Source organism: Vibrio nitrifigilis (genome assembly GCF_015686695.1).
Lineage (GTDB): Bacteria > Pseudomonadota > Gammaproteobacteria > Enterobacterales > Vibrionaceae > Vibrio > Vibrio nitrifigilis.
Map to the genome: position 1 here is coordinate 1,419,289 of NZ_JADPMR010000004.1, position 17,533 is coordinate 1,436,821.

Below are 17,533 nucleotides of genomic sequence, written 5' to 3' on the forward strand. Positions count from 1 at the left end.
AAGGAGAAACACATGAAAAAATGGACTTATCAATCACTCTCAGGTCGTCAATCTCTTATTGCAACATTCGTGACTGGCGCACTACTCGCTAGTGCAGCAATGCCCGCCGCAGCTGAAACCACACTGTATGTTGGGATGAACGGTGGCACCATGCAGAAAATGTATGAGCAGTATGTCTTCCCTCCTTTTGAAAAAGCCAATGATGTCAAAATCATGGTGATTCCGGGCACCTCTTCTGATGTATTGGCAAAAGTTCGTGCCAGTAAAGAAAACCCACAAATGAATCTGATGTTTCTTGATGATGGTTTAATGTATCGCGCCATCAAAATGGGCCTTTGTACACAAACCCATTTGGATCAAGATATTGACCAACAAATTTATCAATCGGCTCACATCAAAGGTAATATGGCGACAGCCGTGAGTATTGGCTTAACCGGGATTGGTTATAACACGAAGATGTTTAAAGAAAACGGCTGGGCAGCCCCTACCTCATGGAACGATCTGGCTGATCCAAAATATAAAGGTAAGTTGATTTTCCAATCGCTTCCTTCTTCTACCTTTGGTTTACACGCGTTCTTGATGTTTAACCGTCTGCACAATGGTACAGAAGATAATGTGAATCCAGGCTTTAAAGCATGGCCAGATACAGTGGGTAAAGATGTAAAAGTCTATATTGCTGGTTCGTCAAAACTATCTGAAATGGTACAAACCAATGAAGCCGGTATATTCCCAATAACGCCAACCTTAGTCTCTGCATGGAAGGCAAAAGGAGTCGATGTGGCGTATGCCAATCCAAAAGAAGGCTCAGTCACACTCTTCTATACTCAATGTGTTGTGAACAATAGTAAAAACCAAGAGCTAACCCAAAAACTGGCTAACTGGGTATTATCGGAAAAAGCCCAAGCACTAGCACTGAAACATGCGGCTTATATACCCGTTAACTCCAAAGTTAAAGGCACCGGGATTGAAAAACAGGAACTAGAAAAGAGTGCGGAATATATGAAAACAGCGGTGACGTTAGATTGGGATAAGATCAACCATAACCGTCCAACATGGAACAAACGTTGGAACCGCGAAGTCGAATAAATATGTAGTCTGATTCAGTGTGAAAAGGCCGCTAAATACGCAGCGGCCTTATTTTGCTTGAATAGCTTGCTTAATATATGTTTAGAGAACATCTCTGAGATACTTGTCTCAAAGCCCTAATCACCAAACGTTTATGGCTAAAGGACGCTTTAGAAAAGATGTTGAATAATCCTAATGAAACAACCAACGCTCCTCCGGAACGTAAAGGGTAACTCTTCACATAGTTTTTTGCTTCAGATTGTAAACAGCATATCGAAGAATGAACATCTTGAGCTAATATTTTGCCTTTCGAACGATGAGCTTTAATCATCTTAATCTTCTTTTTGAGTAAAAACATCTATGCCTTCTTTTATTTGTTCTCTGGTTCTTTTTAGCGAAACAAATCTATTAAGATAGTGTTGATAAAACATTAATATGATTAAAATTATGGCTAAAGCCCCCACAAAACTAACACTACCTAATATTATTGAGCTAGTTATTTCAAAGGTAACAACGGCAATCAGTATGCATAGTGACAGAAAAAAAATTAGCATTAAGAAAAGCAATAATACCGATACAATCACTTTTCTTTTTAACGCTATGACACTCATATCTAACTCAAGAAAAAAAAGTTTTATAGTATTATCACCCCACTCTTGCGAGTATGCTGCAATATCTCGCAAACGCGCGACAAGCCCTAGTAGCTCAGTTATTGGCTGCTTTGGTTGTTGATGAGCTTCTTGTGATGGGCCACCTTGCTCGGTGGCCTCTCTCTCTTTTCTTTGATTAGACATAGAATTGGCTACTATTTTAATAACTTAGCTAGCACTACACCGGCTACAAAAGCACACCCTATACTAACGAATGGTTTATCTTTCACCATATTTTCCGCACTACCGGAAACTGAGTTCAATGCCTTTTTACTCGATTCGACATTCTTCTTCGTCTCTTCTTTTATGGTTTCTGCTGCTTCTTTGGTTAATTCTTCAGCTTTAGTACGTACATCGTCAATTTTTTCTCCAGTAGTCGTATGTTGCATTTTTTCGTTAGCCATATTTCCCTCCGGAATTTATTTATATTTTGATACTTTAGATATCGATATTATTCAAGCGATTTTCATGCCAACTCATTCAAGGCCAGAGAAACTAGAAAATAAACATTAGCATCTATATAAATATTGTAATAATTTCATATTTTATAAAAATACTATGTAAATTTTACCTATAAAATAAAAATACAAACATTCAACTTTGTGTAAACATTGCCTTAAGAGAAATTATGATTGGCATATAACATGCATTTAATAAACTAATATTCCTATTACCTTATCAAATTAAAGACTGTTCACATGATAGTGCTAATGAAGAATAGAAGAGAAATAAGTGACATAAGTAACACCTTGGAAAAACACTACCAAGCGTGTTCTAAATTAACACACAAGACAGCCTACGATTCCATTTTTCGTTCTGTCTCACGCTTTATCACTTTGGAGGAAGCTCTGCTTAACCAATTAACCCAGTTTGACTGCGATAAAAACAACATTCAAATTAGGAAAAACCAATTCAATAATACTGAAATATTTGAAAGTTACGGTGAGCTGCTCAACGCTAATACTTCTTTGATTAAATATCTAACGGAAATGATCGCTGTGATCGAAAATATTGAAGTCTGCTCGCTATTATCTTATTGGACGGCAGCCATGAAAATTGAGAATGATGATATCGCCTCGAAAATCGAGTATGCACACACAATCACCTAAGTGACTATATCCCTCACATAAAAATAAAATAAGGCCTAAGCAGTTTAGGCCTTATTCAGTTCAATTCGTTTAAAGTGTACAAATGGTCAATGCATTACGTTTGATTGTGACTACCAAGCGATCTGCAGTAAAAGGCTCTCCATCCACCACATAATCAAATGGTTGCGGAGCAGATATAACAACTCGTTGAGCACAGTTATAAGTAAAACGCTGTGCCTTTTCACGCACATCTAATGCAGAAAGTGTAATATCTGATAACGCTAGCAACCTTTCTCCGACACTTTGCGTTCCTTCAAGATACGTAATATGAAGTAAGCCATCGCTTGGTTCGGGCATAGGGCCGCCTTGAGCAAGCACGGTAGTAAAAGGCGCAGTATTCGCCACTACCAGGCTTGAAACACTCAAGCTCTGTTCTGCAGAGTCATCTTGCTGATAAGTTAGATCAATAGGAGTATTTTGGGCTAACGAATTGAAGAACCCATTCAAATAGGCTAATTGCCCACTTTGATTTTTCTTTTCTCGCTCGGCGTATTCGATCATTTTCTGCTCAAATCCAATCCCCAGAACGAGCAGCATCAATTTCTCATTACAATAAGCAATATCAATTTTTTTCTCTTGGCCGGACAAAATAGCCTCACAAGGCTTTTCAACCGGAAATACTTTAATTTCTCCCCCATAAAGAACGTGACACAGTGTATTAGCCGTTCCAAGAGGGATAGCGCCAAATCTAACATCAGACCCCACTAACATATTCGCGACTTCAGACAGCGTGCCATCACCACCCGCTGCAACTACTAGTCCAGCGTTATTTGCCATTGCTTCTTTAGTCAGTTCTTCAGCAGATATGTCTTTGGATGTAAACTTAATTTTTAATGGGTATTCAGTAGTAAGCCTATCAATAATTCTTTTTCCATAGCGATGCCAAGCACCAGCTCCAGAGACAGGATTAGCAATAAGCCAAACAGCAGAGACCTGTTCAAGTTCACCTTCGTTTCTTAATTTGTGCAGCGCCCGTAACTGCCTTTTGTTTAACCTTGCGGTACTTCGAACATTGTGAATACAATCTAACGCTTGTTCGACAGTCAAGTGTGGATCTTTGCTAAGTAGATAGGCAGCAACAACAAACACTGAACGGCCTCGCCCTAGTGCGCAATGGACGACCACTGCTTTATCTTGTGCAATCTGCGTATCAATCCAATTAAGGGCATGTTTTAATTGTTCAGTAGTCGGCACCGTGTGATCCAACACTGGAATAGTGAAATAGTCGAACTGCTTGTCGATAATAGCACTTTCTAACCCAGCAAACTCAGCCGTCACATCAACAATACTACTTACGTTATGTTTCTTTAATTCACTGATTTCTGAGGAGAGTAAGCGCCGAGACACATAGAGGTTAGGTGCAACATGATGAATAGCTGGGATTTTATCTCGACTACGGCTCCAAGCATTGTAAGCTTTAACACCTAATAGAAAGGGTATAAAAGCCCAACGAATCCACCATACTATTTTGCCATCTTCATTTTTTTTAAAAATTGAAGGAATATTGTAAAGGTACGCGATAGTAACTAGAAATATCGACATCCCTACCCAACCACATACAACTTTGAGCAATAGGTTCGATATCGCCACGACAGCAGCAAAACATAAGATAGTGATCAATAAGTAATATTTAACCATAAACATCTTACGGCACCTCACTATGATGTTGTATGTTGGCTTTACTCGACAGGGAAATATCTAAACGGATAATCTTATATACCCAAATAGCAAAAACAGAAATCTGAGCCTTGACTAGGAGCAAATACATTCTCTCTAAACAGCCACGTGGGCTTATTAAGTGTTCTCAAGAACACAAATAAAGACAACCACCAAAGAACGCATCCTTGGTGGCACTTACGCAATTAACAGTCCGTATCTTTCTGGTCAAGATCTGATTTAATATCTTCACATTTATCTTCGATGGCATTTTGCGTATCTGTCGCAGCGTTATCGACTTTTTCACCTGCTTTTTCCATAGGGCCTTGGTTATCACAAGCCATTAACGTAAAACCTAAACCGACTACTGTTGCTGCTTTTACTAACGTTGAAATTTTCATATTTTCACTCCTAATAGTTTGTTTTATTGAATCTTTATATCTATTTTCTCTTGCCAATCATTGCCATCACTATTGAAATAACGAACGACAAAGCAAACAAGTAAAAAATCACTTTCGCTATTGCTGCAGCTGTACCAGCAATCCCACTAAAACCAAACATGGCAGAAATGAGTGCAATAACTAGAAATATCAGTATCCATCTCATCATGGTGAATATCCTTTACTCGTAATCTGCGCTTACTGGGTTACAGTAATTTCATCTACTACCTGGGTCACATCCGCAGTATTTTGCGCAATATTAATCGCAAGGTCTTGCTGCGCATCAGTATCTAGCTGCCCCTCAAGAGTGACAACACCATTATTTGTCGATACATCAATATTGGTGCCACTCACGTTTGAGTCCATTAATAAACGTGTTTTAACAATCGAGGTAATTTTGGCGTCATTTAACTGCCCGAAAGAACTATCGGCATCATCACTTTGTTTGTCGATCACCGTTAACTTATTTTCAACGTCCTTAACACCATCAAGCCCTTCAACCAACTCTCCGGCTAGATCTTTATCAACGTCATTGTCAACTTTCCCGGTCAATGTAACGACACCATGTTCTACATCAGTATTAATATCGAAAGAATTTAAATTTGTATTAAGAAGCAATACTGTTTCCGCTTTGCCATCTACCCAAGCATCCATTGATTTATTTTTCCATTGATTAGAACTTGCGGCAAAAGTAGACATTGAAGTAGTACATAGCATTGAAGTGATAAGAAGATTTTTCGTCATGTTTTTCATATCTATTTCCTCTTATTTAAAATTTTCTTTAAATACATCCAGATATAAGCAACGACCATGCCACCAATATAAGAAACTGATTTTAAATAATATTTTTATATTTAACCATTACCTTGTTATAAATTTCGATTGTAGCAATGTGAATTATTTACACTCTCTTTGAAAAAATTATCCACATAGACCCTTTATGTTAGGTATGAATAATTAAAAAAAGACATAGCTAATTACTTTTTACCCACCGATTAAACGCCACCATTTCTGACAGTTATCTTTCATTTAAAACATATTTATAAGACTTAAATTTTTAAATTTATGATATCCTAATATTCTAAATATCCGGAGAATAATGAGTATAAAAATGCAACGTCCTAGCCTCTTTATGTACATACAAAATGAAACATTAAGCGACAATATTTTGCGATTGGAACCTGTTAAAAACTTCTCTGCGATGACAGATAATGTTCAGAAGCATTGGATAGACACATTAGAAAAACATCAGCCAAACTTAGCTATTATAGAACTATCCGAATTTACTCAAGATGATTACCAACGTTTAAAAACAACCACCGCTTTTCATAATATCGAGATCATCTTTATCAGTCCCGGAACGCCTAATCCGAACATAGATAATTTAATGGGTGTGAACGCCATTTTTCATTATCGCCAACCTGTTGATATGTCTGTATTGTCAGAAACACTCAATGAGATCAGTATTTACTATCAAAGTCTTAATTCCATAGGTCAGTCCATTTCAAGCAGCAATTTAGATCAATATGGGTTACTCGTTGGTTCTTCAGCATCAATGCATACTTTGTATAGATTGATTAGACGAGTCGCAAAAACCGACGCTAACGTCTTAGTTATCGGAGAAAGTGGGTCAGGAAAAGAGCTAGTTGCTCAAACTATTCACCTAGCTAGTGAACGTAATCAACAACCTTTTATTGCGATAAACTGCGGGGCTATAGCGCCAGAGCTCATTGATAGTGAGCTGTTTGGGCATGAAAAAGGAGCATTTACGGGAGCCAATAAAACCCATAATGGCGTATTTGAACAAGCTGATGGTGGCACGCTCTTTTTAGACGAAATAACCGAGATGCCTTTAGAACATCAAGTAAAACTCTTAAGGGTACTTGAGTGTGGTGAGTATCGGCCTGTTGGGAGTCAAAACACAAAGTATGCTGACGTGCGAGTCATTGCCGCAACTAACCGAGACCCACAAGTCGCTATCGAAGAACAGTTTTTAAGGGAAGACCTTTACTTTAGACTGTCACACTTTCCTATCCATGTTCCTCCCCTTAGGGAGCGTGGTAATGATATTGTTGGATTAGCAAAACATTTTATCAGCCACAGGAATGCCAACGAAGAGCAAGTAAAAACGATTCTTGAATCCGCTATCAACAAAATTGCGCTCTACGATTGGCCCGGAAACGTACGTGAACTCAAGCACTGCATTGAGCGTGCCTTTATTCTTGCCGATGATGTCATCAAAGATGAACATCTAATCTTTGATACGCCACCACTTGAAACGGGTTCAACAACAGCACATTCCGTTCCAACGGGCGTACCGTTAGAAGAGCTTGAAAAAGCAGCGATCATGCAAACCCTAGAAGACCGAGAAGGTAATAAGACAGAAACTGCGCAAGACTTAGGGATTAGCGTCAAAACGCTCTACAATAAACTCGATAAATATCAAAGTAATTAATAAATGGGATTCACTCTACTGATAATGTAACCGTATTATCAGTAGAGTTGATGTTTCAGTGAGTTTCAAACATTCACACCTATGACACCAAGAAAACACTTTAATATATTGATTTTAAAATGTTTATTTTATAATTATTAAATAAACTAGGTTAATCAAAGCTCAAGAAACCTTCCACATCAGAGATTGGCGACGCGCCTTTTAACATCGCAAAATCCGGACGTTGCGGAGCAAGAGATGAAATACCCGCGATGATCGCTTCTAACTGTGAGGCAACAGCCAATACCCCCGCATCATCGTGACGCTTACCCACAATTTGCAGCCCAAATGGCATGCCATTTTCATCGCGACCACAAGGAATAGTGATTGATGGATGTCCCGCTAGTGTTGAGGCGTATGCCATTGCAAGCCAGTGATAATACGTTTTCGTTGGTTTACCATCAATTTCTGTTGGATAAAATTCATGCCAATTTCGGGTTTGAATGGTCGTTGTCGGCGCCAAAATATAATCGTGATCATTAAAAAAATCCTGCCAGCGACAGTAATAAGCCGTTTGCATCGTCAATGCCTGAGACACATCTTCTGCACTGTATGTGCGCCCTTCTAGAACATTATCCGTGATATTCGGCCCCATTAATTCTGGGTGCTCATCCAGCAATTTAGGGTGTGAACTTAAAAACATCACTGCGCGCAATACAGAGAAAATTCTATCGGCATGGCTACAATCCGGTGTGGCTTCTTCCACTTGTGATAAAAATGGCGTTAAGGTACTGATTGCCTTGCGAAAACAGCGCTTCACTGCGTTTTCTACAGGCGCAAAACCATAGTCATCAGTAATAGCGAAACGTAATCCTTTCAAATCAATAGATTGAATATTGGCAAATTTTTTCGTATCCCACAGAGTGTTACCACCCATGACATGGGTATATTGATCCCGTGTATCTGGGGTTGCAATAACCGATAACATCAAACCACAATCAGCGACAGTGCGCCCCATTGGGCCATTGGTTGGCAAGGGCATCATACCCATCGCACGTTTTGTTCCAGGTACCACGCCTGGGCTTGGTCGATACCCAACCACGCCACAAAACGATGCAGGTGTACGCAAAGAGCCACCCGTATCAGAGCCTGTAGCAAGTGGCGTATAACCACAAGCAAGTGCGACAGCAGAACCACCCGAAGAACCACCACAGTTACGAGTCAGATCATAAGGGTTTGGTGTCACACCATATACTCGGTTACGAGTATTCCCTCCGGCGCTCCACTCTGGACAATTCGTTTTGCCCAATACAAGTGCGCCAGCACTGCGCATTGCCTCAACCATTGCGTCGTCTTTTGTTGCAATATTATCGCGAAAAATTTCCGAACCAAAAGTTGTCGGAAGCCCCGCGACATCGACCATGTCTTTCACACCAAATGGCAAACCATGTAACGGGCCAAGTGCCTCTCCACGGGCTTGTTTCCCATCTGCGGCTTTTGCTTCTGTGAGTGCACGATCAAAATCTCTCGCCACCAGCGCATTGACCGCATGATCAAGCTCATTAACTCGCGCTATGCAAGCTTGAGTCAGTTCTTGGGATGAGAGTTTTTTCTCGGCGATGAGATCGCGAGCTTCGACAGCGCTTAAATCCGCTGGATTACTTGCATGTTGAGTCATTTCCTTTTCCTCAATAGATATTGATACGTGTTGATCGTTGGCAAAACAATCCGTATCTGAGCTTCATGCTCTATAGATTTTGTAAATTAAAAGCGTCCACTTGGATCAAGCGGAACCTGAAGTAAATTCGTTTTATTTTCCATCACGTCGGCTAACAACATCGCGGTAGTTGGACCCAAAGTAAACCCTTGATGACCATGCCCGAAATTGAACCAAAGCCCCTTATGTTTTGGAGCGGCCCCAACAACTGGCATCATATCTGGCATACAAGGTCGGGTTCCAAACCATTGAGGCTCTTCTACCCTTTCACCAAAATCCAATAGTTCGCGAATCGCCTTCTCGCCTCTGTTCAACTGAACAGGCTCAGCAGGCGCAGACATATCCACCAAGGCTGCCCCCGTGCATAACCGCAAACCTTCAACCGTATTGGTTGCCAGAATGCCATTGGCCGTATCCAAAAATGGTCGCTGCAAGGTTTCTTTAACAGCAAAATGGCCGTGATAACCTCGCTTATACACCATGGGGATATGGTAACCCAGAGGCTTTAATAACTCAGGCGACCATGGTCCAAGCGCCACCACCACATGTTCAGCTTCAATACTACCCTGCTGAGTAGGCAATACCCAAGATTCACCTTGCTGCTTGAGCTGCATAGCATCAGCAGTGATCAGTTCGCCACCTCGATTAACAAAGAGATCCGCATAAGCTTGGGTCAGTTTCCCAGGGGATCGACAACTCCAGCTTTGATCCCAGTGGATCACTCCAGCAGGCGTGCTTTTCAATGCGGGTTCTTGCTGCCGATATTCTTCACCAGAATACACTTGCGAAGTCACACCATACGACTCTAAACAATACTGTGCTTCTTTTACAGCTTCACCAAACTCTTTTTCATGACGATACAGCATGCATAATCCGTCCCGCTGAATCAGCTCCTCAGACTGAGAAGCGCTAATAAGCGGTTGATGATCTAGAGTAGAACGCCCAGTCAGTTGCGCGTAATGCTGTGAAATGTGTTGATGCGAAGTCGCAGATGAATAACCAAAGTATTTCCATAGAGCCGGGATCATCTTGAATAATCCGGACATCGACCATACCACGTCGTTAGTAAAGCCGAGTCCAAATCGCATGAGGGTGGCAAGATCCCGAGGTAAAGCATAAGGTTCTGCGGCTTCCGCCTGAATAATCCCAGCATTACCGAAACTGGTTTCAATCCCTGGGGTAGTTCTATCTACCAGCACAACATGATGTCCTCGAGATTGTAGCTCTAGAGCAGCGCTCACTCCGACCATTCCTGCGCCAAGCACAATGATTTCTGACATAACTTTTATCCCTAAGTATGGGCCGGGAAACACTATTTATTAGTGCTCCCGACCAAGAAATTCACAGCTAATCCATTGCTATTACTGTAATTTCAACTTTTGCATCCACCATTAACTCACATTTTATGGTGGTTCTTACTGGAAGAGGAGCTTGAAAATAGTCCGCATATACCGAGTTAAATGCAGTAAAGTCATCGGTATCTGTTAGATAGCATGTGGCAGAAACGACATGAGACAAATCCAACCCTTCCGCTTCCAGCGTGGTTTGAATACGAGCAAAACATTGATGGGTTTGTTCTTCAATTGTGACGGGGATTGACCCATCATCATTAAAACCAATCTCTCCCGAAAGGTAGACCGTTTGGCCGATACGACGAACTTTTGAAAATGGCAGTGCGGGCATTGATGACATAAAACGATTCCTTGTAAGTCAATAAGTTGTCCTAGTTTTCTTGAATAGAAAGAGCCAATCCTTCTATCAAGCTATTCATTAAAAATTCAAAGCTGGCATCATAGGAAACATCCGATCCGTTTTGCCAGCGCAACACAAATATTCGATTCGTGACTACAGGCAATGCGCCATGCGTGTGAGGAAATTGCTCGGCATCTATTTCAGTAATACGCTGTGAAAAAGAGTCTTTCCAATCTTGTGTTTGTTCGGTTGGTGCTGGCGCTAACTCCATGGTGACGAACCCAGCCAGACCACCAATCAAAGCATTAAAGGCGTCTTTTTGCTGTTCCCCTTTAAACCCTGCGTTAGCGAGAGCAGCCAGTACAACCTCGACCCAACGAATATTGGCCACCCCGTTTGATTTCATTTCGCCACCAAGTAGTGGCGCAACATTCGGGTGCTGTAATACCAATGTTCGATAGCGACGAAAAATCGATCGAATCGTCTCTTTCCAATCACCCAGCTCATCAACATCCTGATCAAACGTACTGGTAATTGATGCCGAAATTTCTGCAAACAAATCGGCTTTCTTGCCATTGGCGTGCCAATACACTACCGCGGTTGACACACCAAGCGTTCGCGCTAACTCGCGGATAGAAAATTTCGCTAAACCTCGTTCATCTATCTGCGCTATTGCAGCGGCAACAACTTGGGCTTTAGAGAGTCCAACCTGAGCTGCCCTACCTTTTAATGATTGTTTTTTCTCTGATTTTTTAACAATTTCTTTTTTATTCATTAACAAATTCTTAAATCGGGCACTGTTTTTGCTGGCATACCAACAATGTTCATATTTATCGTTATAGCACACTGAACTATTGCAAACAACGACGATTATGGTGCATCGGAAGCACCAAAAATATGCATTACAACAAACAAATAGCTAAGGCTCATGGAGGAGTTATGCCCGCTACTTTGATCTTATTTTTTTCTTTAACGTTATTACTCGGAGGCGGTGTATTAGCGCATTTAATCGGCGCCTCTTCGATTCTTTCGTTCGTCGCCGCCGATAGAGTGCGATTCCTTGCAGCCGCACCGCAACGCATCATTGCCAATATCGATTTATTTTCAATGATGTCGATGCCATTGTTTATTTTGGCGGGTGAAATCATGAACCGCTCGGGCGTCACTCAGGCCTTATTAAACTTAGCCATAGCTTTAATGGCACGTTTAAAAGGAGGGTTAGGGCACGTAAATATTCTGACTTCAGTATTTTTTGCTGGGATTTCAGGCTCTGCCATGGCAGATGCCGCCTCAGTATCTAATACGATTGTTCCAGCAATGCGAAAATCTGGTTATAGCGTCCAATATGCAGGAGCGATTACGGCCGCATCTTCAGTGATTGGGCCGATTATTCCCCCTTCTATCGTGATGATTTTTTATGGTGCCTTAATGAATACTTCGGTGTCGGCGCTATTTGTAGCGGGCATTGTTCCTGGGCTTATCATGGCGATAGGCTTATTCGCCACCAATGCTTATTTAGCCCGTAAATACGATCATCCCAGCGGTGAGAAAGTCCCCCTAGATGAGCTGGGCCGTCGATTCGTGTATGCCCTCCCCGCAACTGTCATCCCCATCATAATTTTGTCAGGTATTGTATTCGGTGTAATGACGCCCACTGAAGCGGCGGGAGTTGCCGTTTGCTGTGCAATTGGCGCAGGTATTGTCTATCAACAAATGAGTTGGAAAAAACTGTTCGCCAGTTTAGAACGTACTGCCGTGATCTCTGGTTCTATTTTCATTTTGCTCTCAGGTGTCGCCATTTTTGGCTATCTCGCTGGATTAGAAAGATTACCTACCTTACTCGCACACGGACTTGCCAGCCTAGGATTTACCGGTTGGAAATATCTATTGTTACTCAACGTGATTTTTCTAGTTGCGGGGATGTTTCTCGAGGTGCCAGTGGCTCTCGCTCTTCTTGTCCCGCTTTTGGTTCCACCCGGTTTAGCAATGGGTGCAGACCCCATTCATTTAGGAATTGTGATTGTGGTTAATTTAATGCTCGGCATAGTAACACCACCCTTTGGTGCGGCGCTTTTAGTTGTCTCTGCGGTTTCAGGTGCCCCCTATTGGGGAATAGCCAAAGCGGCTGTGCCTTTTCTCTTAACTCAAGTCGTTGTTTTGATGTTATTGACCTTTATTCCCGAGCTCACCCTATTTCTGCCTAGGCTGACAGGCTTTATTCATTAAGGAGATAGCAGTGAAAACATTTGCTGAACAATTTTATGGTTTTTCGAGCTCTATTAACCGAATTGCGTTAAAGCTCGCTGCCTTCTGCATTCTCGGCATGCTTTTAGTCATGATGCTTCAAGTAGTGGCACGTTATTTATTTTCCTCACCGCCATTTTGGACAGAAGAACTGGCTCGTTGGTTAATGGTTTGGGGTGGGTTACTGGGCGCTTCATGTGCGTTTCATCACCATGCTGATCCTTCGATGGTACATCCACCAGCAGATTCTGCCATCAGGCAGAAAATCCAGGTAGTGATGCGCTTCGTCGCGTCATGGGTATTCTTCGTCCCTGTTCTTTATTACTCCTGGCCATTTATTTTGCGCCAACTGAGTCGCACATCCGACGGACTCCATGTGTCTACCGTTTGGATGAATGCTGCGCTGCCAGTTGCGATCATTTTGATTTTAATGCATGGATTAGCCGGGTTAGGCGCTCTGCTATCTCCCACTATTTCAGAACAAGAAAGTTCTTATGCTCAACAAACGGAAGAAAATCTCACGGAGTGAATAATGAAAAAAACAGTGACGTTATGGCTTACAAGCCTTCTTATCTCAGCAACAGCACAAGCCGCATCAGTGAATGTGGCGTTGGACGCCAATCCAAACCGGGAGCAATCCGGGACTTATCGTTATGTTGATAACCTTTTAACCAATCTAAAAAAGGTAGGATGGGATACCGAAACATTTCCGCGCGATACCATTGGGGGCGAAAATGATCGCTTGGACCAAGTTCGCGCTGGCATTTTAGATATTTCCATGTCTGATTTTTCTATCGCGACGCAGTTTGTCCCAGAACTGCAAGTGCTGCAATTACCCTATACGTTTAAAGATCCTAAAAGCGAGCTTAACTTTTTCACCAAAAGTGATTACCTAGAGACGGTAAATAAAAAGCTGACTAATGAGGGAATGCGAATTCTCGCTATCGCTCCCAATGGAGGTTTTCTTGGCATCTTTAATAGCAAAAAACCCGTGAAAACGGTCACGGATATGAAAGGTCTGCGTTTTCGAGCGATGGACGAAAACCAACTCACCATGTTTAAACTCATGGGGGCAAACGGGGTAGTCATTCCTTTTTCTGAAGTACCTAATGCGATACAAACCGGTATTGCAGATGGCTATATTAACGCCTCTTCTGTTCCATTAACCTTTGGCCAGCAAGATTTATTCAAATACTTTACCAATGCTAAAGTCATTATTTCAGCTCGCCTTGTGTTAGCATCTGACAGTTGGTGGAACGACCTTTCAGACAGTGAAAAGAAACAGTTCAATCAGGCCTCTACCGCTGCGCAGCAAGAAGTGTTTGATTGGGTCGATAAATCCGAAGATAAACATATGCAAGAGCTTCAAGCTGCTGGTATTCAGGTGTATCAACCTACCGATGCTGAGCTGGCCACCTATAAAATAGCGACAGAAAATATGACCAAGCAGATCACCGATGTTCCGGCTAAACGCATTGCTCAAATTCGCAAGTTAGTCGATCAATATGCTAATTAATTTTCCAAGAGGGGTTTGTCGATAGGCGGCCCCTTCAAACACATGGCATACATTCACAGTGGGATGTTGATTGGTAAAGAAAAGGAGAAACACAATGGAGTTAACCACTGCTCTTGAAGAACTAGAGATTGGTTACGATGTACCCGCATTGCCCGGTATGGATGAAAGCGATATTCAAACCCCTTGTTTGGTGGTGGATTTAGATGCGCTAGAGAAAAACATGCGCACGTTGGGTCACTACGCAAAAGCTCATAATATGCAATTGCGCTGTCATGCTAAAACCCACAAGTCTGTTGATATCGCCAAACTGCAGAAAAAAATAGGCAATTGCAGCGGATTGTGCTGCCAAAAAGTATCAGAGGCGGAAGTCTTTGCGCGCGCTGGGATTAAAGATATTTTGGTCTCCAACCAAGTCACCCATCCACGTATGATTGATCGACTCGCTCGCCTACCATTACTGGGCACACGCACATTATGTTGCGTGGATGATATGGATAATATTCAAGCGCTATCACAAGCGGCAACTCGCCATCAAACAACCATCGAGTGTTTAATAGAAATTGAATGTGGCCAAGCACGCTGTGGGATTGATGTTGGACCCGAAATCGTCACGATGGCCCAAGCCATAATCGCCGCTCCAGGATTAACGTTTTCGGGTATTCAAGCCTATCAAGGAGCGATGCAGCACATTCAAAACTACCAAAAACGCCAACAAAAAATTGAGGTTGTGGTTGATTTAGTCAAACAAGCGATAGCCTTATTGGCGGACGCCAACATAGCGTGCGACATCGTCACCGGTGGTGGTACTGGATCTTATTACTTTGAGACAGAATCGGGCGTGTATACTGAATTGCAGTGTGGCTCTTACATATTTATGGATGCGGATTACCAAACTGTCCATGATGCCAATCATCTTACCATTTCAGAATTCGATAACGCGCTGTTCATTCTTACATCGATTATGAGCCATGCTAAACCTGCTTTAGCGGTGTGTGATGCCGGATTAAAGGTTCAATCAGTGGATAGCGGATTACCGCGTATCTTTGGTCGTGATGACGTCACCTATCAGCAATGTTCAGATGAACACGGAGTGATTGACGACCCACAGGGTGTGCTAAAGATCAACGACACACTGAGATTGGTACCTGGCCATTGCGATCCAACATGTAATATTCATGATTATTACGTTGGTGTAAGAAATGGCACTGTAGAAACAGTATGGCCAATATCTGCACGCGGCAAAGCTTTTTAACGTTTATTTACAATGTAAATAAACGTTAAATCAAGTAGATAATGACTAGAACTCTATCACTATCTACTTGATAATTGTTTAAATATTTAACGATTGACTTGGTATCAATAACGTTACACAAAGATATATCATCATGACGGCAATTGCCCCATCCAACACTCGCCATGCTGTATTGGTCTTGAACAAGGGTAGCAGTAACCTCGCCCCATAGGTGATAGCAATAAACCACAACGCACTAGCACTAATAGCGCCAAGACCAAATTTCCATTTTTCCATACCGACGTAATGCATCGATAAGCTGCCCAACATAAGCACAGTATCAATATATACATGTGGGTTTAACCATGTGTAACCGATACAAGATAAAATGATTTGGTTACGAGATGGCATCGTTTGCTCTGATGGCATTAGTTTACCTGCACCAGCCCATGCCCTTTTGAACGCAGAAAATGCATTAATCGCTAAAAATAACGCTCCGCCAAAACGCATCAATTGAATCATGCTTGGCCACTCATCAATTAAAAAGCCCAATCCTGAAATTCCAGCGGATATCAAAATGACATCACTCAAGATACAAACTGAAGCGACGGCAAACAAATGTGTTCGCTGTAGCCCTTGGCGTAATACGAATGCGTTTTGTGAGCCAATACAAACGATCAACCCTGCGCTTGAGGTAAATCCAGTCCCCATTGTCGAAAGTAACATAATGTTCCTGCTTATTTATTTCGTTAATGAGCAAATTATGAAACCTTTACCCTGTTAAGAAAAACGATATAATCTTAACTTACTTAAGAATTTCTAATGTGGATAAACACCATGAGCTTACTTTCCCCTCAAGTTCGAGCTTTTATCGCCGTATTAGAGGAGGCTAGCTTTGAAAGAGCGGCTAAACGGCTGTCCATTACCCCATCAGCGGTGTCACAACGCATCAAGCAGCTAGAAGAAAAAGTGGGACAGTTGTTAGTGATTCGTCAGTTTCCTTGTCAACCCACCCCCGCTGGAGAGAAATTATTGAGTCGCGTAAAACCGATGTCTCTCCTAGAAGCAGAAGTGTTAGAAGATTTTATGCCCGAGGCCGATAATATGGCTCATGCGAAAACGTTCTCTATTGCTGTCAATGAAGATTCGTTATCAACTTGGCTTTTGGGCGCATTGAGTGATCTCTATCAGGAGCACAATCATCAATTTGATATCCAAATAGATAACGAAGATTTTACGGTTGAGCATTTAAAGAACGGTACAGTAATCGGTGCTCTAACATCGGAAAAGAAACCATTGCAAGGATGCGTTAGCCATTCTATCGGGGCGATGCGCTATTTTGCTGTGGCAACTCCCGAATTTTATCAGCAGTATTTTAAACACGGTTTGACTAAAGAGGCGTTTCGACAGGCGCCAATGCTCGATTATGATCATAAAGATTTACTGCAACGCAACTTCATCGAAATGATAATAAATCAACCGGTATTTCCAACTTGTGTCCATTATATTCCCAGTGCTTTAGGATTAGTGGATGCCGTCAAAAACCAAATGGGGTGGTGCGTCACACAAGAAGGGCTAGTCGGAAATGCCATTGAATCAGGTGACCTTATCAATATCGCGCCAAATGTGTTTATGGATGTACCACTTTACTGGCAGCACGCAGGCGTTCGCTCTCGCGTACTTGAACAAATCACTCGAGCCTTTTTTAACCATTCTGCCAGCGTGCTATATCGATAAAAT

The 17,533-nt window shown here is 42.0% G+C and carries 19 protein-coding genes; 8 read left to right on the top strand and 11 right to left on the bottom strand.

The genetic code is table 11. The features are described from left to right. The first annotated feature begins 12 nt into the window (after positions 1-12). Positions 13-1,086, top strand: coding sequence for an ABC transporter substrate-binding protein (locus I1A42_RS22715; RefSeq protein WP_196125195.1), 1,074 nt, complete (start codon positions 13-15; stop codon positions 1,084-1,086). Between the two features lie 311 nt (positions 1,087-1,397). Here the strand turns inward: I1A42_RS22715 and I1A42_RS22720 are convergent, their stop codons facing one another. Continuing rightward, positions 1,398-1,859 (bottom strand): hypothetical protein, encoded by a 462-nt coding sequence (locus tag I1A42_RS22720; protein ID WP_196125197.1) that lies wholly within the window; start codon positions 1,857-1,859, stop codon positions 1,398-1,400. A gap of 11 nt (positions 1,860-1,870) precedes the next feature. Further along, positions 1,871-2,119, bottom strand: a complete 249-nt coding sequence (locus I1A42_RS22725; protein ID WP_161153330.1) for a hypothetical protein — start codon at positions 2,117-2,119, stop codon at positions 1,871-1,873. A gap of 306 nt (positions 2,120-2,425) precedes the next feature. Between I1A42_RS22725 and I1A42_RS22730 the strand changes: the two genes are divergently transcribed. Then, entirely contained in the window at positions 2,426-2,824 is a 399-nt protein-coding gene (locus tag I1A42_RS22730; protein ID WP_196125199.1) for a hypothetical protein, read from the top strand. 69 nt (positions 2,825-2,893) lie between these two features. Here the strand turns inward: I1A42_RS22730 and I1A42_RS22735 are convergent, their stop codons facing one another. The 4 genes from I1A42_RS22735 to I1A42_RS22750 form a co-directional block, all read right to left on the bottom strand. Beyond that, positions 2,894-4,507: a diacylglycerol kinase family protein gene (locus tag I1A42_RS22735; protein WP_196125201.1), complete on the bottom strand. Its 1,614-nt coding sequence runs from the start codon at positions 4,505-4,507 to the stop codon at positions 2,894-2,896. Between the two features lie 218 nt (positions 4,508-4,725). Beyond that, entirely contained in the window at positions 4,726-4,920 is a 195-nt protein-coding gene (locus I1A42_RS22740) for a hypothetical protein (RefSeq protein WP_161158175.1), read from the bottom strand. 40 nt (positions 4,921-4,960) lie between these two features. Beyond that, positions 4,961-5,128: a DUF1328 domain-containing protein gene (locus tag I1A42_RS22745; RefSeq protein WP_161158176.1), complete on the bottom strand. Its 168-nt coding sequence runs from the start codon at positions 5,126-5,128 to the stop codon at positions 4,961-4,963. Positions 5,129-5,157: 29 nt separating this feature from the next. Continuing rightward, complete coding sequence (locus I1A42_RS22750; RefSeq protein WP_161158177.1) at positions 5,158-5,712, bottom strand: BON domain-containing protein; 555 nt, start codon at positions 5,710-5,712, stop codon at positions 5,158-5,160. A 358-nt stretch (positions 5,713-6,070) separates the two neighbouring features. Between I1A42_RS22750 and I1A42_RS22755 the strand changes: the two genes are divergently transcribed. Next, positions 6,071-7,414 carry a sigma-54 interaction domain-containing protein gene (locus I1A42_RS22755; RefSeq protein WP_196125203.1) on the top strand — a complete coding sequence of 448 codons (1,344 nt, stop codon included), beginning with the start codon at positions 6,071-6,073 and terminating at the stop codon, positions 7,412-7,414. Positions 7,415-7,565: 151 nt separating this feature from the next. Here I1A42_RS22755 and I1A42_RS22760 read toward each other — a convergent pair whose 3' ends face one another. From I1A42_RS22760 to I1A42_RS22775, 4 genes are all read right to left on the bottom strand, one after another. Beyond that, entirely contained in the window at positions 7,566-9,071 is a 1,506-nt protein-coding gene (locus I1A42_RS22760; RefSeq protein WP_196125205.1) for an amidase, read from the bottom strand. A gap of 86 nt (positions 9,072-9,157) precedes the next feature. After that, positions 9,158-10,390 (bottom strand): NAD(P)/FAD-dependent oxidoreductase, encoded by a 1,233-nt coding sequence (locus tag I1A42_RS22765; protein WP_196125207.1) that lies wholly within the window; start codon positions 10,388-10,390, stop codon positions 9,158-9,160. 67 nt (positions 10,391-10,457) lie between these two features. Continuing rightward, entirely contained in the window at positions 10,458-10,802 is a 345-nt protein-coding gene (locus tag I1A42_RS22770; protein ID WP_196125209.1) for a RidA family protein, read from the bottom strand. Positions 10,803-10,833: 31 nt separating this feature from the next. Further along, positions 10,834-11,577 (bottom strand): TetR/AcrR family transcriptional regulator, encoded by a 744-nt coding sequence (locus I1A42_RS22775; RefSeq protein WP_161158182.1) that lies wholly within the window; start codon positions 11,575-11,577, stop codon positions 10,834-10,836. A 164-nt stretch (positions 11,578-11,741) separates the two neighbouring features. Here I1A42_RS22775 and I1A42_RS22780 point away from each other — a divergent pair, with 164 nt between their 5' ends. From I1A42_RS22780 to I1A42_RS22795, 4 genes are all read left to right on the top strand, one after another. Next, positions 11,742-13,028, top strand: coding sequence for a TRAP transporter large permease (locus tag I1A42_RS22780; RefSeq protein ID WP_161158183.1), 1,287 nt, complete (start codon positions 11,742-11,744; stop codon positions 13,026-13,028). A gap of 10 nt (positions 13,029-13,038) precedes the next feature. After that, positions 13,039-13,575 (top strand): TRAP transporter small permease, encoded by a 537-nt coding sequence (locus I1A42_RS22785; protein WP_196125211.1) that lies wholly within the window; start codon positions 13,039-13,041, stop codon positions 13,573-13,575. 3 nt (positions 13,576-13,578) lie between these two features. After that, positions 13,579-14,562, top strand: coding sequence for a TRAP transporter substrate-binding protein (locus I1A42_RS22790; RefSeq protein ID WP_196125213.1), 984 nt, complete (start codon positions 13,579-13,581; stop codon positions 14,560-14,562). A gap of 94 nt (positions 14,563-14,656) precedes the next feature. Further along, positions 14,657-15,814, top strand: a complete 1,158-nt coding sequence (locus I1A42_RS22795) for a DSD1 family PLP-dependent enzyme (RefSeq protein WP_196125216.1) — start codon at positions 14,657-14,659, stop codon at positions 15,812-15,814. A 78-nt stretch (positions 15,815-15,892) separates the two neighbouring features. Here the strand turns inward: I1A42_RS22795 and I1A42_RS22800 are convergent, their stop codons facing one another. Further along, the gene (locus tag I1A42_RS22800) at positions 15,893-16,519 is read right to left on the bottom strand and encodes a LysE/ArgO family amino acid transporter (RefSeq protein WP_196125218.1); all 627 of its coding nucleotides are present in this window, start codon (positions 16,517-16,519) and stop codon (positions 15,893-15,895) included. A gap of 111 nt (positions 16,520-16,630) precedes the next feature. Between I1A42_RS22800 and I1A42_RS22805 the strand changes: the two genes are divergently transcribed. After that, positions 16,631-17,530 (top strand): LysR family transcriptional regulator ArgP, encoded by a 900-nt coding sequence (locus tag I1A42_RS22805; protein ID WP_161158188.1) that lies wholly within the window; start codon positions 16,631-16,633, stop codon positions 17,528-17,530. The last annotated feature ends 3 nt before the right edge of the window (positions 17,531-17,533 follow it).